The organism is Microbispora sp. H10949, assembly GCF_014161435.1.
In the GTDB taxonomy this organism is placed as follows: Bacteria; Actinomycetota; Actinomycetes; order Streptosporangiales; family Streptosporangiaceae; genus Microbispora; species Microbispora triticiradicis.
Window position 1 is genome coordinate 603,372 of sequence record NZ_JABBWZ010000001.1, and the last position, 19,551, is coordinate 622,922.

The 19,551-nt window shown below is 69.9% G+C and carries 16 protein-coding genes and 1 tRNA gene; 12 read left to right on the plus strand and 5 right to left on the minus strand.

The annotated features are described in order from the left end of the window. Positions 1-74 precede the first annotated feature (74 nt). On the plus strand, positions 75-971 hold the full coding sequence (locus HHX40_RS02695; RefSeq protein ID WP_182879269.1) for a LysR family transcriptional regulator: 897 nt from the start codon (positions 75-77) through the stop codon (positions 969-971). A 218-nt stretch (positions 972-1,189) separates the two neighbouring features. On the opposite strand, the gene HHX40_RS02700 is transcribed toward HHX40_RS02695, so the two are convergent. Further along, positions 1,190-1,876: a helix-turn-helix transcriptional regulator gene (locus HHX40_RS02700; protein ID WP_310737914.1), complete on the minus strand. Its 687-nt coding sequence runs from the start codon at positions 1,874-1,876 to the stop codon at positions 1,190-1,192. Between the two features lie 211 nt (positions 1,877-2,087). Continuing rightward, the gene (locus HHX40_RS02705; RefSeq protein ID WP_138461337.1) at positions 2,088-2,924 is read right to left on the minus strand and encodes a UbiA family prenyltransferase; all 837 of its coding nucleotides are present in this window, start codon (positions 2,922-2,924) and stop codon (positions 2,088-2,090) included. A 595-nt stretch (positions 2,925-3,519) separates the two neighbouring features. On the opposite strand from HHX40_RS02705, the gene HHX40_RS02710 reads away from it, so the two are divergent. From HHX40_RS02710 to HHX40_RS02755, 10 genes are all read left to right on the plus strand, one after another. Beyond that, positions 3,520-5,409, plus strand: coding sequence for a non-ribosomal peptide synthetase (locus HHX40_RS02710; protein WP_259403256.1), 1,890 nt, complete (start codon positions 3,520-3,522; stop codon positions 5,407-5,409). Positions 5,410-5,449: 40 nt separating this feature from the next. Then, complete coding sequence (locus HHX40_RS02715; RefSeq protein WP_182879271.1) at positions 5,450-10,009, plus strand: type I polyketide synthase; 4,560 nt, start codon at positions 5,450-5,452, stop codon at positions 10,007-10,009. A gap of 1 nt (position 10,010) precedes the next feature. Continuing rightward, positions 10,011-11,213 carry a serine hydrolase domain-containing protein gene (locus HHX40_RS02720; protein WP_182879272.1) on the plus strand — a complete coding sequence of 401 codons (1,203 nt, stop codon included), beginning with the start codon at positions 10,011-10,013 and terminating at the stop codon, positions 11,211-11,213. Beyond that, entirely contained in the window at positions 11,210-12,109 is a 900-nt protein-coding gene (locus tag HHX40_RS02725) for a diiron oxygenase (protein WP_182879273.1), read from the plus strand. Before HHX40_RS02720 ends, HHX40_RS02725 begins: the two co-directional genes overlap by 4 nt. Beyond that, the gene (locus tag HHX40_RS02730; RefSeq protein ID WP_182879274.1) at positions 12,106-12,945 is read left to right on the plus strand and encodes a hypothetical protein; all 840 of its coding nucleotides are present in this window, start codon (positions 12,106-12,108) and stop codon (positions 12,943-12,945) included. The genes HHX40_RS02725 and HHX40_RS02730 overlap by 4 nt, the downstream gene beginning before the upstream one ends. Position 12,946: 1 nt before the next feature. Further along, positions 12,947-13,330 carry a holo-ACP synthase gene (locus HHX40_RS02735; protein WP_220498547.1) on the plus strand — a complete coding sequence of 128 codons (384 nt, stop codon included), beginning with the start codon at positions 12,947-12,949 and terminating at the stop codon, positions 13,328-13,330. A 12-nt stretch (positions 13,331-13,342) separates the two neighbouring features. Further along, positions 13,343-13,591 carry a phosphopantetheine-binding protein gene (locus tag HHX40_RS02740; RefSeq protein ID WP_182879276.1) on the plus strand — a complete coding sequence of 83 codons (249 nt, stop codon included), beginning with the start codon at positions 13,343-13,345 and terminating at the stop codon, positions 13,589-13,591. A 27-nt stretch (positions 13,592-13,618) separates the two neighbouring features. After that, positions 13,619-14,446 carry a class I SAM-dependent methyltransferase gene (locus HHX40_RS02745; protein WP_182879277.1) on the plus strand — a complete coding sequence of 276 codons (828 nt, stop codon included), beginning with the start codon at positions 13,619-13,621 and terminating at the stop codon, positions 14,444-14,446. A 178-nt stretch (positions 14,447-14,624) separates the two neighbouring features. Next, on the plus strand, positions 14,625-15,857 hold the full coding sequence (locus HHX40_RS02750) for an MFS transporter (RefSeq protein WP_182879278.1): 1,233 nt from the start codon (positions 14,625-14,627) through the stop codon (positions 15,855-15,857). Positions 15,858-15,888: 31 nt separating this feature from the next. Then, on the plus strand, positions 15,889-16,689 hold the full coding sequence (locus HHX40_RS02755; protein WP_182879279.1) for an alpha/beta fold hydrolase: 801 nt from the start codon (positions 15,889-15,891) through the stop codon (positions 16,687-16,689). Between the two features lie 90 nt (positions 16,690-16,779). Here HHX40_RS02755 and HHX40_RS02760 read toward each other — a convergent pair. Beyond that, positions 16,780-16,852: transfer RNA gene (locus tag HHX40_RS02760), tRNA-Asn, on the minus strand. A 245-nt stretch (positions 16,853-17,097) separates the two neighbouring features. Here HHX40_RS02760 and HHX40_RS02765 point away from each other — a divergent pair. After that, positions 17,098-17,391 carry a YtxH domain-containing protein gene (locus HHX40_RS02765; protein WP_117410106.1) on the plus strand — a complete coding sequence of 98 codons (294 nt, stop codon included), beginning with the start codon at positions 17,098-17,100 and terminating at the stop codon, positions 17,389-17,391. A 167-nt stretch (positions 17,392-17,558) separates the two neighbouring features. Here HHX40_RS02765 and HHX40_RS02770 read toward each other — a convergent pair whose 3' ends face one another. Continuing rightward, on the minus strand, positions 17,559-18,062 hold the full coding sequence (locus HHX40_RS02770; RefSeq protein ID WP_244302028.1) for a hypothetical protein: 504 nt from the start codon (positions 18,060-18,062) through the stop codon (positions 17,559-17,561). A gap of 229 nt (positions 18,063-18,291) precedes the next feature. Beyond that, positions 18,292-19,431, minus strand: a complete 1,140-nt coding sequence (gene rpoD / locus HHX40_RS02775; RefSeq protein WP_204283337.1) for an RNA polymerase sigma factor RpoD — start codon at positions 19,429-19,431, stop codon at positions 18,292-18,294. Positions 19,432-19,551: the final 120 nt, after the last annotated feature.

Consider the following 19,551-nt stretch of genomic DNA (forward strand, 5'->3'; position numbering starts at 1 on the left):
GCCGCACGCTCGTCGTCCAACACCGTGTGAGTGGGCTGTGATACTCGGCGGGTATCAGCCGGTAGGCTCCGGCCGTGGACGACCTCGAGACCCGCGAGCTCCGGTACTTCGTCGCCGTCGCCGAGGAACTGCACTTCGGACGCGCAGCCGACCGGCTTGGGATCGCACAACCGCCGCTCTCCCGCGCGATCGGCCAACTGGAGCGGCGGCTCGGTGTCCAGCTCCTCGACCGGAACCGGCGCGGAGTGGCGCTGACCGACGCCGGCCGGGTACTGCTCCGCGAGGCCGGTACGGCCCTCGACGCTGTGGCGGCCGCCGCGCGCCGGACGCGGCGGGCCGGGGACCCGAAGCGGCCGCTGGTGCTCGCGTCGAAGGCCGGGGCATCCCATGAGCTGCTGCAACGGCTCCTCGACGCGTTCGCGAGAGAGCCCGGCGCGGTACCGGTCGAGGTCCTCCTCTGCGAGGTCGGCGAGCAGGCGGGCCTGCTCCGCGACGGACGCGCCGACGTGGCACTCGTGCACCGGCCGTACGACGACCTCGCCGGGTTCGACACCGAGGACCTCCACGTCGAAGGCCAGGTCGCGATCCTTCCCGCGGCGCATCCGCTCGCGTCCCGCGATCGGCTCACCATGGCGGAGGTCCGCGACGTGCCGGGCCTGCCGATCGCCCGATGGCCCCGGCTCGACGGCTCCTACCCGGACGGACCCGGACCGGAGGTGCACACCCAGTCGCAGCTCGCCCAGCTCGTGGCGCTCGGCAGGACACTGCTCGTCATCCCGGCCTCCAGCCGGGCCTGGCAGTGGCCCGAACACGTCGCGGTGCCCGTCGTCGACGCGCCGGACGTCACCACGGTGATCGCGTGGCCGCCCAGCAGCCGCTCATTGGCGGTCGCATCACTCGTCCGCTGCGCGGCCAGGCTCCGCGACACCGCGCCGCCTGTAAGCTCCGCCCGAGTTCGACCTGCGCGGTAGTAGTACACCGCGCTGCGGGCGGCAGGTCCTCAGATTTCCAGCGCAGCGAGGCTGTCCCCCACGCGTGCGGTCGTGGGGTGGTCGCTTCCGTATTGGCGGCACGGGCCCGCGGATGCTGCGGTTGGTAGAGCCAGACGTCTTGTCGGTCGCGGCCGATAGGTTCGGGATGCTCGCGCCGTCGGCGAGGATTACGACACGGCCGACGTGCTGCTCGTATCTCATCCTTCAAGCGGCGGCTGCGGTACGAGGCCGACCTTGTTGAGCGCGTCGACCCGCGACGTGGCGGCGAGCTTACGAAAGATATTCCGCAGGTGTGCCTTCACGGTGGCCTCACTGATCGCGAGTTCCTTCGCGATCTCGCGATTGGAGAGCGCCCGGCTCACGCACTTCAGCACCTCCCGTTCGCGCTCCGTGATGTCCTCCGGGCCGGCGACGGGTCCGGACACACTTCGGTGGTCTCTTCCGGAGCCGGATGGGCGGCCGGCAAGCCGGACATGCTCGTGCGCCAGGCTGCCGATGTAGAGCCGGATGCTGATCGCCTCGTACAGCGCTTCCAGCACGTCCGGGAGGCGCTCGCGGCCTTCGGGGATCTCCGTCGTCAGGACCTCGCGCAGGACCGGAACGGCCGCGCGCCACAGCAGGGTGGCGGCGCGGATGGAGTCGGCGACGAGGATCTGCTCGTGCGCCCGACTGATGCCGAGTTCGCGGGTCGGGACGTGCGGATCTGATGGTTCCGTGGCGGTGGGATCGAGTACGCGTACGCACTCGCTCAAGATCGCCTCAGCTTGGCGGCGGGCCTGATGCCAGCGGTCGGCCGTGGTGACGAGCGGGCTGTCGGCGTCGCGCAGCGCTTTCTCGTAGAGGCCGAGGATCTGGTCGATGCGCTCGCTGACGATGCCGGTCACAGATGTCTCTTCGCCTCGAACAGATCGCGTATTCGACCATTGGCCCGAACCTTTTGTGGAGATGTGTGTCGATCATAACGGATCTCGCGGTAATCGGTGGTTCTCGGTGGTGGGCGTCACAGAGCGTCAAGGGCGCCACACCATCGGCCGCGACTCCCACTGCTACGACGCGGGTAGAAAGATCAACGGGCGTAAGCGCGGTCATCCTCACTCAGATGGCATGACGCGTGAACAACGTGATTCCCAGCGCGGCAATGGTCGCGTACTGGGTGGCCATGAAACTGCGGTACGGGTTCCGGGGCGTCTCACCCGCGAGAGAGCGGCAGTCGCCGGCGACTCTGCACGCTCCCAGCGTGAGGATCAGCATGGACGGGAGCAGGACGGGCGCCGTCAGGGCGGCCGCCGCGTCACCCGCCACCGCGACCGCGACGGCGAGGGCGGCGGTGCATCGGGCGACTGGGGTGATCCCGTACCGGACCGCGAAGGTGCGACGCCCGGCCAGAGCGTCGCCCGGCACGTCGGCGATGTCCTTGGCCAGTGCGCCCACCAACCCCATCCAGCCGGACATGACGAGGCCGAACACGACGACGGCGGCGCTGTGTCCGTGCGCTGCCCGCGCTCCCGCCCAGAAGGTCGCCAGGCCGAGGGCCGCAATCACGGCGCAGGCGGCCGCCCCCGCCCGCTTGGCCGCCCGCGGGGGACCGGAGTAGAGGTAGCCCAGGCCGAGGAAGAGCAGCACGTGGACGGTGATCCCCGCCGTCGCGCCGATTGCCAGGGCTAAGGCGGCGGCGCAGCCCGTGAAGGCCGTCGCGTTCGCGCGCGACAGGCGCCCGGACGCGATGGGGCGCCGAGAGCCGTTGCCCCGGTCCTCGGCGACATCCATGATCCCGTTGAACACGTAGACGGCGACGGCGGCGGCGGACCACGCCACGGCTCCGGCGGCGACCGAGACAACGTGCGCGCCCGCGCCACCGGTGAGCGCGGCCCCGGCCAGGAAACGGCTGAGGAACATCACCTGCACCAATGGCCGGGACTCCAGCAGTCCCATGAATATCGTATGCGGCGCGGTGACCAGCGACCGTCGAATTCCGGTTAACGATTCATACCTGGTGACCAACAGCCACCGCCATGAGAAGCCAAGAGAACCCCCGGATGCTCGTGGACGGAACCATGAAAAACCAGGGCTATCGGGCCTGTCAACCAACGGCGCGGAACGCGAGGATTCCAATGCGGGCGGGCCGGTGTGGCCGGTTGATCACCTTGGGTGAGGGACCCGGCCGATGCCTGGCCTTTCGCGCCGTGGTCAACGGCTCGGATCCCCCGAAGAACGGTCCTGAGCACGGGGTGCGGAACCCGCCGGCCGCCATCCCGCGACCACCGGGGACGGCGGGTGACCGTGTGCGCACATGCTTCGAACGCCATTCGGCCGGTGGCGCCACCTGTCGGCCGGGAGGCCGGGAGTAATACCAGAGAACGATGCACCGTAATCCTTTTGGATGAATTGAATCATCATTGTCATGAGGAAAGGATCTCTGTTAGTGTCTCAACGTGCTCCCCGAAACCGTTTCGCTGCTAATCCTGCGCTAAGTCCCAGGTAGTGATTCGATCGTTCTCGGTAGCAGAGGATCTGTGCTGTGCCTTCAATGTCGGCGGACGTGAAACGCCAGTCGATAGTCGAACAATTCCGCTGGCGGGCGATGAGCTCGCCCGACTCGGTGGCGGCCTCGGACGCCACGGAACGCGTCTCGTATGCGGAGCTCTGGCACCGAACGGAGACGATGGCCCGGCTGCTGCGCGCCCGTGGGTGCCGGCCCGGTCAGCCGATCGGTCTGTGCATGTCGCCGACGGTCACCCGGCTGGCGTCGATGCTCGCGATCATGGGGATCGGCTCGCCCTACATCCCGATCGACCCCGGTTACCCCGACGGCCGGATCCGCTCGATCGTCGACTCGTCCGCGGCGGACGGGGTGCTCGTCGACGAGGTCACCGCGGAGCGTTTCGCGTCGATGCCCTACCGGCTCGTGAGCGCCTCCGAACGCGCGGCTGACCTGACAGGCCCAGCGGTGATCGAGCCGGGCGGCTCTGATCTCGCGTACATCATCTACACCTCCGGATCGACGGGTGACCCGAAGGGCGTCGCGATCGAACACGGCGGTGTGGCGAATCTGTTCGCGGCTCTGGACGCGGTGCTGCCCGCCCCGCAAGAACGGCCGGACGAATGCTGGCTGGCCGCGGCCAGCGTCTGCTTCGACCTGTCCGTCGTTGAATTGTTCTGGCCGCTGACCCGGGGGATTCCCATCGTGCTTGCCGCCTTGGACTCCCTGGCCGGGAAGTCCAGTGACGGCGCCGAATTCCTGACCGGCGTGTTGGCGGGCGGACGGGTCACCCACTTCTTCGTCACGCCGTCCCTGATCCAGCTGATGCTGCAGGATCACACCCTCGCCGCCGCGATCCGCGGGCTGCGGGTGCTGATCCTGGGCGGCGAGATCGTGCAGCCCGAGCTGATCGGCCGGCTCCGGCCGGTGCCGCACATCTACAACGCGTACGGGCCCACCGAAGCCACCGTGGCCACGACGGTGCACGAGTGCTCCGACCAGGACGTGGAGTATGTGCCGATCGGACGGGCCCTGCGCGGCCTGGACGTTCGGGTCGTCGACGAGGACGGCGGGGACTGCCCGCCCGGCGTGCCCGGCGAGCTGCTGATCGCCGGGCACGGACTCGCCCGGGGGTACATCAACGACGAGGAGCTCACCGCCCGCAAGTTCCCCGTGCTGGGCGACGGGGAGGACCGGCGGCGCTGGTACCGCAGTGGCGACCTGGTCAGCATCGACGCCGACTCGACCCTCCGGTATCACGGCCGCATTGACGGCCAGGTGAAAGTCCGGGGCTTCCGGGTCGAGCTGGGCGAGATCGAGGCGGCGATCCGCGCGGTACCCGGGGTGGAGGAGGCCGCGGTGTTCCCCGTCCGGGACTCCGCCGCCCAGGTGACCGGGTTGATCGCGGCGGCGAAATCCACGGCGGACGGCGTCACCGGTGACGCGATCACCGCCCGGATCGGCCAGGTCCTGCCGTGGTACGCCGTGCCGCACACCGTCCGGGTCCTGCCGGAGCTGCCGCTCGCCGTGAGCGGCAAGCTGGATCGGAAGGCGCTGGAGCGTCGGCTCCTGGCGCTCGCGCCGGTCCCGGGCCCCGATACGGCTCCCTCCCGGCTGGCGGAGCAGAGCTACGAGCAGATCGTCGCCGGGATCTGGAGCTCGGTCCTCGGTATGGAAAAGGCGTTCGCCGACGACGAGAGGTTCTTCGACGCGGGCGGGAACTCTGCCCTGCTCGGCTTGGTCCTCACCCGACTGCGCACCGCGTTCCCGGAGGCGAACCTGCAGCTGATCGACCTGTATCGGCATCCGACGATATCCGCGATCGCGGCACGGCTGCGAGCACCAGTTCCGCCCAGGTCACCGGCTGCCGGCCGGGCCCGGCCGGGCGCGCGGCTGAGCGCGGCCGACCGCCGGCGGCTGGCCCGGCGAGCGAAGTAGCCGGTACCAGACAGCATCACCGACATTAAGGACTCGGCGAGTGAGCTATCAGCACGACGGATCGGAAGACCTGCCGCGCGAGGCCCCTGACGAGTACCGGGACGACTCACAGGGCGTGGCGATCATCGGAATGGCCTGCCGGTTCCCGGACGCGGACACGCCGGCGCGGTTCTGGGCGAACCTGGTCGGCGGCCGGGAGTCGATCACCGTCGCGGACGGCGTGGACGACGGTCCGGCCGGGTGGGTGCGCGCCTCTGCGACCCTGGAGGGCATCGACCGGTTCGACGCCGGATTCTTCGGCTACAACCCCCGCGAGGCCGCCCTGCTCGACCCGCAGCACCGGCTGTTCCTCGAGGTCTGCTGGGAGGCGCTCGAGGACGGCGGTGCGGCCGGCCAGCACCGCACCCCGGACGTCGGGGTGTACGGCGGCTGTGGAACCAGCCTGTACCTGATGCACAACCTCGGCGGCCAGGCGAGCAGGCCCCTGCCGAACTTCCTGGACACGGCCCAGGACCTGCAGCTGACCATGGCCGCCGAACGCGACTTCCTGACCAGCCGGGTGTCGTACAAGCTCGATCTCGACGGCCCCAGCGTAAGCGTCCAGGCGGCGTGCGCCACCGGCCTGTACGCGCTGCACCTGGCATGCCAGGCGCTACTGGCCGGCGAGTGTGATCTGGCGCTGGCCGGGGCGGCACACGTGCCGGTGCCGCAGATCGACGGATATCAGCCGGAGCCGGGGCTGGTGCTGTCCCAGGACGGGCACTGCCGCGCCTTCGACGCTGGAGCCACGGGAACGGTCTTCGGCAGCGGCGTCGGCGCGGTCCTTCTCAAGCCGCTGGACCGTGCGCTGGCCGACGGTGACCGCGTGTACGCGGTCGTCCGGGGTACCGCGGTCAACAACGACGGTGCGAGCAAGCCTGGCTTCAGCTCCCCGAGCGTGGCCGGCCAGGCCGCGGTGATCCGCCAGGCGCTCGCCGCCGCGGACGTCGAGGCCGACTCGGTCTCCTACGTCGAGGCGCACGGCACCGCGACGCCGACCGGCGACCCCATCGAGATCGCGGCGCTGACGGACGCGTTCGCCGGGGTCGCTCCCGGTTCGTGTGCCCTGGGCTCGGTCAAGACGAACATCGGGCACCTGAGCTGGGCCGCGGGCATCGCCGGGCTGATCAAAGCCGCGCTCGCCCTGTGGCACCGGAGGCTGCCGGCCTCCCTGCACTTCCACGAGCCCAACCCGGCCATCGACTTCGCCGGCTCGCCGTTCTTCGTGCAGTCCGAGACCGCGGACTGGCCGCGCGGGGACGGCCCACGCCGAGCCGGGGTCAGCGCCTTCGGGGTCGGCGGCACGAACGCCCACGCGATCCTGGAGGAGGCGCCGGCCCTCCCTGGCAGGCGGAACGACCCCGATGCCGCCGCGGAGCCCGGCATGCAGGTGCTTCCGATCTCCGGCGACACCGAGCCCGCGCTCCGCGAGCTGGCGTCCCGGATCGGCGCTGCTCTGCTGGAGGAGGCGGCGCCGGAGGCCATCGACGTGGCCTTCACCCTCGGCGCCGGACGCCGGCACTTCGCCCACCGGGCGGCGGTCGTCGGGTCGGACTGCAAGACGCTCGCCATGCTGCTGGACGCCGTGGCGAACGGTGAGGCGGAGGCGTCCGACGGGCTCGACGGAGAGATCGGCCTCTCGTACGGGCTGGTCCGGGGGGCGCCGCCCCGCCTGACCACGCTCTTCTCCGGCCACGGGGCCGAGTACCTGGAGGCGTGCCGTGACCTCTACCTGTCCGAGCCGGTGTTCCGGGAGTTCATCGACCGCGCCGATCCGCTCTACCGGCAGCACATCGGCCACCGCCTCTCGGAGTTCCTCTACCAGGACGATGCCCGCCGGGGCATGCCCATCGACGACTTTCGGCTGGCCCAGCCGGTCGTCTACACGCTGCAGGCGGCGCTGCTGACCCTGTGGCGTAGCTGGGGGGTCACGCCGGACGCCTACGCAGGCCACAGCCTCGGCGAGTACGCGGCGGCGTACGGCGCGGGCGTGTTCGACTTCGAGACCGGGCTCTACCTGGTGTCCGAACGCGCCCGGCTGTTCAGCACCCTGCCCGAGTCCGGCGCCATGGCCGCCGTCTTCACCGGCGAACAGCAGGTTCGTGAGCTGCTGGCGGGCAACGAACAGGTCGGCGTCGCGGCGATCAACGCGCCCAACCGCACCGTGATCTCCGGCGACGGAGCCGCCGTACGCGCCGTCATCGCGGAGGCCGAGCGGCGCGGCATCACCTGCAAGCCGCTGCGGATCGGCCGGGCCGGGCACTCCTCGCAGGTCGATGCCATCCTCGACGACTACTCCGCCGTTCTGAAGTCCGTCGAGCTGCACCCGCCGGCGCACACGATCGTCTCCACCCTCACCGGGGCCCCGGTCGCCGAGGAGATCGCGACGCCCGGGTACTGGCTGCGCCAGCTGCGGCAGCCGGTCCGGTTCCTCGACGCGATCCGCGCGGCCGCCTCCGGAGAGCCCGGCGTGTTCCTGGAGATCGGCCTCGCCAACACACTCGCCGGTCTGACCCAGCTGGCTCTGAGCGACGATCCGGGCTGCGAGCCGACGTGCCTGGAGACACTGCGCTGGGAGCGCAACGACATCGCCTCCACCCGGTTGGCGCTGGCCGGGGCGTACACGGCCGGCGTAGCGGTGGACTGGGCGGCCGTGTCGCCCGGTGGTCGTACGGTCACCCTGCCCACCTATCCCTTCCAACGCCGGCGGCATTGGATCGAGCCGACCCCGGCGAGCGGTGACGCGGCGGCGGGCCGCATCGACGGCGACTTCAGAGGAGCCCTCGACACCGACGTGGCGGACCCGGCGGATTCGGGCGCCCCCGCGCAGTACACGGTCACCTGGATCGACGCGCCGCCGGCCGCCGCAGCTCAGGCGGCCAACCGGCGAATCCTGCTCATCGCCCCTTCGACGGGCTCGGCGGCCGACCTGAAGCTGGAGTTGGAGCGCCTCGGCGCCGAGGTGCTGGTCCACGTGCTCACGGACGACGCGGTGACGGACGCCGCGCGGGTGCTGACCGACTACCGGCCGTGCACGGTCGTCAACGCCGTACCCGTCCTACGCAAGCGCCAGGCCGACCTCGGCGGACCTCCGCTCGTCACCGGGTCGGCCTCCGACGACATCGTCGCCGCCGGGGGGGCGGCCGGCCTGCAGCTCTTCCAGGCGGTGTCCGCGGCGAACCTGCCCGACCTCGTCGTCTGCACGGTGACGTCGGGGGCGCACCGCATCCTGACGTCGGACGACGTGATCCCCGCCCAGGGCGCGATCGTCGGCATCGCCCGTACCGCACGCACGGAGTTTTCGACCGTCCGGCACGTCCTCATCGACCTGGACGCGGCCGCCACCAAGCAGCGGTGGTCCGCTACGGCGGTGCCCCGGCTGGCCGCAACCATCGGCTCGCTCCCAACCGGCGACGCCGAGCTGGCCCTGCGTGGCGACCGCGTGCTGCTGCCCCGCCTGCGCCCCGGCCGGGTACCGCCCGGAGCCGGGCGGGTCCGCATCGATCCGGCGGCCTGGTACCTGGTCATCGGCGGATCGGCCGGCGTCGGCCTGGAGTGCGCGCACGCGCTGCTGGAGCTGGGCGCCAGGCGGCTGGTCCTGTGCGGCCGGTCCGCTCCCGGTCCGGAGCGCGCCGAGCGGCTGCGGCGGCTGAGCCGGGAGTTCGGAGCGGACATCCGGACGGAGACCGTTGACGTCTCGTCGCCGCGGCAGGTCGATCGGCTGTTCGCCCGCTACTGCGCCGGGGACGCCGTCGTACGCGGCGTCGTCCACGCCGCGGGCGTCATCGACGACGGCATCATCGACCGGACGGACTGGAGCCGGATCGCGCGGGTGCTGGCGCCGAAGGCGCAGGGCGCGTGGAACCTCCACCGCAGCGCCGCCGAGTACGCGCCCGACCTCGACCTGTTCGTGATGACCTCCTCCTTCACCGGGTTGTTCGGCAATCCCGGGCAGGCCGGCCACGCCGCGGCCTGCGCGTTCCTGGACGCGCTGGCCGGCCACCGCCGGGCCGTCGGGCTGGCCGGCCTCTCGGTGAACCTGGGTTCCTGGTCGGACGTCGGCTACCTGGCAGGCAACGAGGACTTCCTCCGCCAGCTCGAGGAGCAGGGCATCGGTACGATCTCCAGCGCCGCGGGCCGTCCGGCCCTGCGCGCCGCGATCGAGGGCCGGTCCTCGGGTCAGGTCGGACTGCTGCCCGTCCGCTGGAAGGACCTCGACCCGGACCACCACCTCGCATCCAATCCTCTGGTCGCTGAGCTGACCGGCGCCGATTCGGCGCCCGCGGCCGCCGATCCGCCCCCGGCGGCGCCGGTGACCTCGGAGGACGTCCTTGCCTGCTGCCAGGAGGTCGTCTCCCGCGAACTGGGCTTCGACGGCGACGAGCTACTCGGGCTGAACCTGACGAAGGCCGGCATGGACTCGCTGAACGCGCTCACCATCCGGAACAAGCTGCAACGACGCCTGTCGGTGCCGCTGCCGGCGTCGATCTGCTTCGACAAGCCGACCATCGACGAGCTCGCCGACGACATCGCGCAGCGGATGCGGAAGGTGCGGGCCTGACATGGAAAACGAGGCCCCGTACTCCGAGCACGTCATCGGCACCTACTCGGAGGAGTTCCTCCCGCTGGTGGCGGAGTTCGACCGGATCCACCGGGAAGGGCAGGACTCCAACGCCGAACTCTGCGTCTACGTCGGAGGCGAGGAACGGGTCCGGCTGCGGTCCGCGGAGCGGCTGCCCGACCAGCTGCAGAACGTGCGGTCGGTCAGCAAGGCCCTGCTGTCGGTCGTCACGCACGCCCTGCACGAACGGGGCGTAATCGACATCGACCGCCCAATCGCCGAGGTCTGGCCGGAGTTCGCCGCCGCCGGCAAGGAGTCGCTCACCCTGGCCGTCTTCCTCAGCCACCAGGCCGGGCTGATCGGCGTCGACCGCCGGCTCTCCGTCGACGACGTGCTCGAATGGGACCCGGCGGTCGAGGCGCTCGCCGCCCAACGCCCGTACTGGGAACCGGGAACCGACCACGGCTATCACGACCTGACCTTCGGCTGGGGCGTGGGCGAGTTCCTGCGGCGCGCGACCGGCAAGTCGGTGGACGAGCTGTTCCGGGAGGAATTCCGCGAGCCGCTCGGCGCCGAGGTTCGGATCGGCATCGACGACCTGACGCGCTTCGCGCCGTTCCGCCAGACGCGTCCGGCAGGCACCGGTACGGCCGCGGACATCCTGCACCTGCTGGGTGACAACTCCTCGTTCCTGAGCCGGTCCCAGCGAAACCCGAACCTGATGGGGGTGGAGAACTCCCTGCGGTACCTGGGCGCGGAGGTCCCGGGATGCAACGCCGTCTCCTCCGCCCGGGTCCTGGCCAGGATCTTCGCCGCGACCATCGGCCCCGTCGACGGCACACGCCTCTGGAGCGAGGAGACGCTGCTGCGCGCATCCCGACTGCAGAGGCGCGGAACCGACCGGGTCTTCGTCCGCGAGCGAGCCTACTCGCTCGGCTTCATGCTGCCCGACCACAACCTGCCCCAGGCGGGCCTGGCGGTCGACTCGTTCGGCCACTACGGGCAGGACTGCGCCCTGGTCTTCGCCGTCCCAGGCGACGACCTGGCCTTCGCCTACACGACGACGCAGCTGAACCGCCGGCTGGACCAGTACACGAGTACCGATGACCGTGCGGACCGGCTGGGCCGACTGGCCGTCGAGTCGGCGCGCCGGCTGGCCCCGGCTCGGGCACAAGCGGAACTCAGGAGGGTTTGCCCGTCATGACGACAGCACTCATCGACACCAGTAAGCGGCTCCGGGAGATCCTGGACCGGCTGAGCTCCATGTCCATCGAGGACTACTACAACCCGTACCAGATGTTCGACTGGCCGGACTCGCTGCCGCAGGACATGTGGTGGATGAGCCCCGAGCTGACCACGACGTACGGCACCGAGATCGCGGCGGAGCTGAGCCAGGAGCAGCTCTACCGGCTGTCCAAGTACGAGAGCATCAACTTCTACAGCCTCAACGTGCACGGTATCCGCGAGTTGCTCATCGAGGTCACCGGGCGCATACACACCGACGAGTTCGCCACGCCGTCGGAGTTCTTCCACCACTTCATCGGTGAGGAGAACGAGCACATGTGGTTCTTCGCCCAGTTCTGCCTGCGCTACGGCGGGAAGATCTACAAGCAGCCGCGCGGCGGTGCCGAGACCATCCCGCCGAACAACGCGGCGAGCCTGCTGGTCTTCGCCCGCATCCTGATCTTCGAGGAGCTGGTGGACCACTTCAACTCCACGATGGCGCTGGACGAGCGGCTCGACGACACGATCCGGAAGATCAACCGGATCCACCATCAGGACGAGTCCCGGCACATCGCGTTCGGGCGGGAACTTGTCCGCATCCTGTTCGAAGGCTTCCGCGAGCACGCCACGCCGGAAGAGCTCACCCAGGTGAGCGACTACCTGAAGCGGTACATGGCCTACAGTTTCGAGTCGCTGTTCAGCCCGCAGGTCTACAAGGACGCCGGCATCCCGAACCCGCTGGAGGTGCGCCGGCGGCTGCTCACCGGCCCGCGCCGGCCGGAGTTCGAGGCGCGGGTGTTCCGCAAGACGCACTCGTTCCTGACCAAGCACGGCCTCATCCAGGCCGAGGCGGCGGCGCCCGAGGGTGTTCGATGACCGGCCTGAGCGGTAGCCGGATCGCCGGCGGCCTCGCCATTCTGGGGCCTGAGGAGACCGCGTTGCTCCGCCTGCTCGACGACACGTTCCGCAGTTGGGCCGTTGAGGAGGGCGGCGGCGAGATCTCCGCCCCGCCGATCTATCCGGTGGACGAGCTGGCGAACTTCGACGTCTACGTCAACTTCCCCCATCTCGCTCTCGTCGCCGGCGGCCTGCGGGCGCCGGTCGCCGGCCCGGCCGGCGGCCGGTTCTCAACGGAGCAGATCGCCGGTCCCCACCTCGGCCTGCCCACGGCGACCTGCTTCGGCGCGTACCTCTACTACCGGGATCGGACGGTGCCCGCGGACACCCTGGTGACACTGGTCAACCGCTGCTTTCGCGGAGAGAGCCACTTCGACGGGCTGCGCCGGCTGCTCACCTTCCAGATGCGCGAGATTGTGGCGATCGGATCTTACGAGCACACACAGGACGTGATCGCCCGATACCGGACCCGGATCGAGGAGCTTCTCGGCGCGTTGTCGCTCGACGTCACCGTGGAGGCCGCGTCCGACCCGTTCTTCCAGCGGGACGGTGCGCGCGCCCTCCTGCAGCGGATGCAGCCGGTGAAGTACGAGTTCCAGGTCGACGACCTCGCCATCGCCTCGGTCAACACGCATCGCAACTTCTTTGGCGAGCGGTGCCGCATCGGCCTCGAGCCCGATGGCGGCTCCGCCTTCACCGGTTGCGTCGCCTTCGGATTGGAGCGGTGGGTAAGCGTGCTGGCCGGCCGGTACGGCTCGGCCGGGCGCGCCCACGAGAAGGTCGAGCAGGCGCTCCGTGAGCGGCAGCTCGTCTAGCGTGCCGCGGGTCGGAGTGGACATCGTGCTGATCTCCCGGGCCGAGGACCTGGTGCGGCCGGAGCGCCGGCCGGTGCTGTCGCACATGCTCCGGCCGGAGGAGATCGCGGCCTGCACCCGGCAGGGCCGTCTCGACCCCAGCGCGGTGGCCGGCTTCCTGGCCATCAAGGAGGCGGTGTTCAAGCTCTTTCACCAGCGGAACCGGCCGGTGCCCTGGCAGAGCCTGCAGGTCGACGGCGGAGCGGGCCGGTGGCCGGTCGTCCGGCTCGACGGGATGTCCGCGGAGCTGGCCCAGGCCGCCGGGGTGGAGTCGGAGATATCAGTCAGCGTCACACACGACGGCGCGTACGCCGTGGCCGTCGCGGCGACCATGATCAGAACTTGAGGGATTCCTGAGATGACCCAGCAGCAGACAACGGCGCGAATCGATCAGATCAAGGAATGGATCCTCGCCAAGCACAAGAATCGCACCGACGTCGGAGTCGACGAGGATCTGATCGACAGCCGCCTGGTCGACTCGCTCTCCTTCGTCGAGTTCGTGTTCCTCATCCAGGAAGTGAGCGGTGTCGAGATCGACATGGACACTTTGAACATCAGCGACATTCGCACGCTCGCCGCCATCGAGAAACACTTTCTGGCCACCTGATCGACGCGAGTGGAGAAAGGCAATCGCGTGGATGACATCTCCTACACCGCCCAATGGACCGCGGCCGTCCGTGCGCTGGAGACCGAACGCTCCGACGGCCTGTTCCGCGACGAGTACGCTCGGTGCCTGGCCGAACCACGTGGGTTCGAACTGCTCGACCGATACCGGGGCGCCGGCGTGTCCGACTTCGTCGCCGTGCGCACCCGGTACATGGACGACGCCTTGACGCGCATCCTCGGCGAGACCGGCATCCGGCAGGTCGTGCTGCTCGCCAACGGTATGGACGTACGCACCCACCGCCTCGACTGGCCCGCCGGCACGACCGTCTACGAGGTCGACCACGGCCCGTTGCTGGACGAGAAGCAGGCGCGCCTGGCTGCGCTCGCGGCCGAGCCGCGGGTGCCGACGGTACCGATCAGCGCCGACCTGGCCGGGGACTGGCTGGAGGCGCTGAAGTCGGGCGGGTTCGACCCAGCCGAGCGCACCCTGTGGATCGCCGAGGGCCTGCTGTTCTTCCTCACTGAAGAGCAGGCCGGACGGCTGCTCGAGACGGTGGCCGGCGCCTGTCCGTCGGAAAGCCGGTTGGTCGTCGACATGACCAGCGCGGCCCTGCTGCGCCACCCGATGACGCAGTCGTTCCTGCGGCGCCTGCGCGAGGACGGCACGCCGTGGCGGTTCGGCACCGATGACCCGGAGGGATTCCTGACCGCACACGGGTGGACCGTCGAGGATCTCCGGCAGCCGGGCGAGCCGGGCGCCGGCGAGCGCCGCTGGCCGTACGCCGTGCCTCCCCGCGAGGCGCGTGGCGTGCCGCGGAGCTGGCTGATCAGTGCCGTCACGGCGGATCGGCCTTAACCGCCCGGAATGGCCACCGTACTGACGTGACCACCCCAGGCGTCGAGGAATTCCGCGCCTCGCGGAATCAATCGGCCGCCCCTTGAAGAGGATTCACCGTAAGATTCGTCAAGACCGTCCACGAAGGTTTGATCGTGATACGAGGAAAGCCATTGGCTGCGCTGGGTGTGATAACGCGATGACCGAGACCGGAAAGACCTCAGGAGAGTTTCCCTGGCGGGCGCGGACTGCGGTTCTGACACTCGGGACATTCGTCGTCGGAACTGACGGATTCATCATCGTGGGTCTCCTTCCGAAGATCCAACAAACGCTGCACGTCAGTACCGCCGCGGCCGGTCAGCTGGTCAGCGTCTTCGCTTTCTCCTACGCGCTGCTGGGCCCGATCCTCGCCACGCTCACCGGCCTGTGGCCCCGGCGCCGGGTCCTCGTGACCGGCGTCGCACTGCTGGCCGTCGGCAACGCCGTGACCGCGTCGGCGCACGTCTACGGTCTGGTCCTCGCATCCCGCGTGCTGGCCGGGTGCGGCGCGGCGCTGTTCGTGGCGAGCGCCGTGGCCACGGCCGCGCATCTCGCCGGCGACCAGCAGCGGGGCCGGGCCATCTCAATGGTGACCGCCGGGGCGACGCTGTCGCTGGTGCTCGGCGCCCCGCTGGGCACCCTCATCGGCGGAGCGTGGGGCTGGCAGAAGGCGATCTGGTTCGTCGCCGTGGTCGCCGCCGTCGTCGCGATCGTCCTCACCGTGCTGCTCCCGCCGATCAAACTCGATCAGAAGGCAACGCTGCGGCAGCGCATCACACCGCTGACCGACTGGCGGGTGCTGCGGATCCTGATCGTCACCCTGCTGGCGTTCATCGGTATCTTCCTGCCCTTCACGTACATGAGCGCGGTCTTCGCGCCGGCGCTCCATGGGCACGAATCCGGCCTCGCGCTCCTGCTGCTGGTGTTCGGCATCGCCGCCACGGCCGGCAACCTGACGGCCGGCTCGCTGGCCGACCGGTACGGCCCGCGCCGCGTCGTCATCGGCGCCACGCTGGGCGTCGCCGCGGTGTTCCTGATCATGCTGCCGATCCGGGACGTCTTCGTCCTCGTGGTGATCGCCGAGGCGCTCAGCGGCGTCGTGTCCTACTCGGTCATCGGGCCGCAGCAGCACCGCATCATCGCGTACGCGCCACCTGGGGGCACGTCGCTGGTGACCTCGCTGAACACCTCCACCGGATACCTCGGCCAGTTCCTGTCCAGCGTCATCGGAGCGGGCCTGCTCACCGCGACCGGCTCCGCCGTCCTCCTGCCGGTCGCCGCGGGCTTCGCCGCGCTGGCGGCGTTGCTCACCTGGTGGCTGTCCCGGGCGGGCCGGGAGGGCGGCGAGCAGGCCGCCGGTGAGACCGGCATGGTGGCGACCACCACGAAGTGACCGCCTGTCGAGAGAACGGGATGGAAAGCGCATGTTGACCACGACGACGCAGCGAAGTATCGACGTCTCCGGCATCCCCGTCGGCTACCACGTCGCGGGAGAGGGACCGGGGCCGGAGCTCGTCCTCATCCACGGCGGCACCGGACACCCGGAGACCAGCTTCGCCACCCTGCTCGAGCACTTCACGCAGCACCGCAGCGCGATCGTACCGGGCTACTCGGGCAGCAGCCTCACCCCGCTCCCCGAGGGCGAGATGGACGTCGACATGCTGGTCGATCAGGTGGCGGGTGTGGTAGAGGCCGCCGCGCGCGGCCCGGTGGACCTCTTCGGAATCTCCACGGGCGCCGTCGTCGCCGCCGCCCTGGCCGGCAAGCGACCGGAGCTCGTGCGCCGCATGGTCGTCCTCGGCGGGTTCGTGCACTACCGCCGGCCGTGGCAGCGCCTGCTCATGCGCACCTGGCTGCGCCTGGCCGAACTGGACCCGGACGCCTTCGCCGAGTTCACACTCCTGCACGTGGTCTCGGACACGTTCATCGACTCGATGAGCGCGAGCGAGCGGCTCCGGCTGCGTTCCGGGCTGATGCCGTCCGAGGGACTGATCGCCCTGCTCGAGCTCATCAACCGGCTGGACATCAGCGACTACGTGCGGAAGATCGAGTGTCCCACGCTGGTCCTCGGCATGCGGCAGGACCAGCTGGTTCCCGTACGGTACGCCCGCGAGTTCCACGACGCGATCCCAGGCAGCGACTACGTGGAACTGGATTGCGGCCACGCCGCGGCGATGGAGAAGCCGGACGAGCTCATCATGACGATCGAGAAGTTCCTCGCCTGACACTCCCGGTCACGGCCACCCCGAGCCAGGAGCGACACCAAATCGGCCGGAGGCCGGTGATCTGTGATCACCGGCCTCCGGAGTGATGAGCTCCCGCGATAGGACTCGAACCTATAACCTGCCGGTTAACAGCCGGCTGCTCTGCCGATTGAGCTACACGGGATCGAAACTCTGCTCCGCTCGTTCCGGCCTTTCGGCTTTCCTTGCGGCGCGGAACTAGATTAGCGCACTCTGGGGGGTGCCTGTCACATCGAATACGTCCACGTGTCCCCCGCTCCTGATCGTCGTACGGCAAAGAGTGCGGGGCCGGGCCGTGGGGCCCACTGGAGCGGGGCCGGGACCTCTGCTGTTGGATAGAGACAGGCCCTCGGGGTAGAGGGGCGTGGAACACGAGCGCGGAGGTGGAAGATGCGATACAAGGCGATGTTCGCCACCGGGCTGGCCGTCGGCTACGTCCTCGGCACGCGGGCCGGGCGCGAACGCTACGAGCAGATCAAGCGTTTCACGCAGCGGTTCGCGGACAGCCCCACGGTGCAGGAGGCGGCGGGACTGGTCGGCGCGCAGGCCTCGAAGGTGGCGGGCAAGGCCAAGGATCTGGCGGGTGACAAGGTGCCGTTCCTGAAGAGGACGGACACCTGGGAGTCCGACAGGCCCGACAGGGTGGGCGCGGCGACCGGCTGGCCGGGGCCCGGCACCGACTGAGTCCACCGAGGATTCCCCCGGAACCGGCCGCCCATCGGCGGGGCGGTATCGGACGCGAGCGGCGGCCTCCCGGCACCTGCCGGGAGGCCGCCGCTTTCTCGTACTGCGCAGGGCCTCAGGCAAGGGCCTCAGACAAGAGCCCCGGACAAGGGCCCCAGACAAGAGCCTCAGACGCCGAGGCTGCGCCGCATCTCTTCGAGCGCCTGCTCGGCGTGGGCGCGCAGGCCCGGATCCGTCGCGTCGAGTCCGGGGTCGAAGATGAACTCCCAGCGCGGGGTGTCGTAGCCGGGGACGCGGCGGGCGACCAGGCGCACTCCCCCGCGGCCGTCGATGGTCACGTGGCGGCTCGCGACGACCGTCGAGGTGACCCGCTCGCGGATCGCCTCCGGCAGCCGCCCGGGCTCGGGCAGGACGACCCGGTGGGCGGCTCCGTCGGTCATCGTGACCGTGACGCCCTCCTCGTCCCACACGGCCTTGTCCATCAGGTGCCAGGGCAGGCGCGGCCCGCCGGGCAGGTGCATCGCCCGGGTGGTGGCGACCGCGTATCCGCCCTCCGCCGTACGCGCGTGGCTGATCGGGCGCTCGCCGCCTTCGAGCGCGAGCGCCGTACGGACCTCACGAGGCAGGCGGGAGCCGAACAGGCGGGACAGGGAGGGCCTGGATGCAGTCAAGGGAACACCGCCAGCGGACGACGACCGTTACCACCCGCAGGCTATCCGGCGGCCGGACCCGTCCCGGTCGCAGGGCCGGGAGCGACCCGATCCGGCGGGTGAACCCCGTCCGGTCGCGGGGCCGGGAGTGAGTCCGGAGCGGTTCGCACAAGGGGCATGACGCGGACGAGCGCCCTCCTCGGCCCCACACCGCCGGGACCGGAGGGCGCTCGTCCGCGTGATGACGGCGTCAGTCCAGGTAGTCCTTGAGCATCTGCGCCCGGGTGGGGTGACGCAGCTTGGCCAGCGTCTTGGACTCGATCTGGCGGATGCGCTCCCGGGTCACGCCGAACTCGCGGCCGACCTCCTCCAGCGTGCGGGGGTGGCCGTCGGCGAGGCCGAACCGGAGCTGGATGATCCGCTGCTCGCGCTCCGACAGCGTGGCCAGGATGTCGTCGAGCTGGTCCTGCAGCATGATGAAGGCGGCCGCCTCCATCGGCACCACGGCGTCGGCGTCCTCGATGAAGTCGCCGAGGTCGGAGTCCTCCTCACCGATCGGCGCCTGGAGCGAGACCGGCTCCTGCGCGATGCGCTGGATCTCCACCACCCGGTCGATGGGCAGGTCCATCTCGGCGGCGATCTCCTCGGGGGCCGGCTCCCGGCCGAGGTCCTGGTGGAGCTGACGCTGCACGCGGACCAGTTTGTTGATCGTCTCCACCATGTGGACGGGAATGCGGATCGTTCTCGCCTGATCCGCGATCGCCCGGGTGATCGCCTGGCGAATCCACCATGTCGCGTAGGTGGAGAACTTGTAACCCTTGGTGTAATCGAATTTCTCCACCGCGCGGATCAATCCGAGATTGCCTTCCTGGATCAGATCCAGGAACAGCATTCCGCGGCCCACGTATCGCTTGGCGATCGAGACCACGAGCCTGAGGTTGGCCTCGATGAGCCGCTGCTTGGCGCGCACGCCCTCCCAGACGAGGTCCTCCAGCTCCGGCCGGGCGAACCTCGCGGCGAGGCTCTCGCAGAGCTTGTCCTCCGCGAACAGCCCGGCCTCGATGGCCTTGGCCAGTTCCACCTCCTCCTCGGCGGTGAGCAGGGGGACCCTGCCGATCTCCCGCAGGTAGATCCTGACCAGGTCACTCGTCGGAGCCCGTTTGCCGACGTCCTCCTCGTCCGGCTTGCTGGGCTCCTCATCCCCTTGCGGTTCGAGGACCTCAACCCCGTTCTCGGCGAGCATCCGCACGACGCGCTCCAGCGCGTCGGCCGGCAACTCGGATCGGTCGAGCGCGGCGGCCACGTCGTCAACCGTGACGCTCCCGCGTTCTCTTCCCTTCGCGACGAGGTCCGCCACCTGATCTACCGATGGCGGCCTGCTTGGCAGCACCGATGCACCCACGCAACACAGTGTGCAGGAAAGGCGCCACTAAACGGCAGGCCTATTTTTGTCACCCAAGGTAAGGCCAAAGTCAACACCGAATCGAGATCAAAGTATATGTTTGGCGGC

Coding starts and splice junctions, on each gene's coding strand:
- HHX40_RS02725 (WP_182879273.1), top strand. CDS start 11,210: ATGACGACAGCACTCATCGACACCAGTAAGCGGCTCCGGGAGATCCTG.
- HHX40_RS02730 (WP_182879274.1), top strand. CDS start 12,106: ATGACCGGCCTGAGCGGTAGCCGGATCGCCGGCGGCCTCGCCATTCTG.
- HHX40_RS02710 (WP_259403256.1), top strand. CDS start 3,520: ATGTCGGCGGACGTGAAACGCCAGTCGATAGTCGAACAATTCCGCTGG.
- HHX40_RS02755 (WP_182879279.1), top strand. CDS start 15,889: ATGTTGACCACGACGACGCAGCGAAGTATCGACGTCTCCGGCATCCCC.
- HHX40_RS02750 (WP_182879278.1), top strand. CDS start 14,625: ATGACCGAGACCGGAAAGACCTCAGGAGAGTTTCCCTGGCGGGCGCGG.
- HHX40_RS02765 (WP_117410106.1), top strand. CDS start 17,098: ATGCGATACAAGGCGATGTTCGCCACCGGGCTGGCCGTCGGCTACGTC.
- HHX40_RS02740 (WP_182879276.1), top strand. CDS start 13,343: ATGACCCAGCAGCAGACAACGGCGCGAATCGATCAGATCAAGGAATGG.
- HHX40_RS02705 (WP_138461337.1), bottom strand. CDS start 2,924: ATGGGACTGCTGGAGTCCCGGCCATTGGTGCAGGTGATGTTCCTCAGC.
- HHX40_RS02720 (WP_182879272.1), top strand. CDS start 10,011: ATGGAAAACGAGGCCCCGTACTCCGAGCACGTCATCGGCACCTACTCG.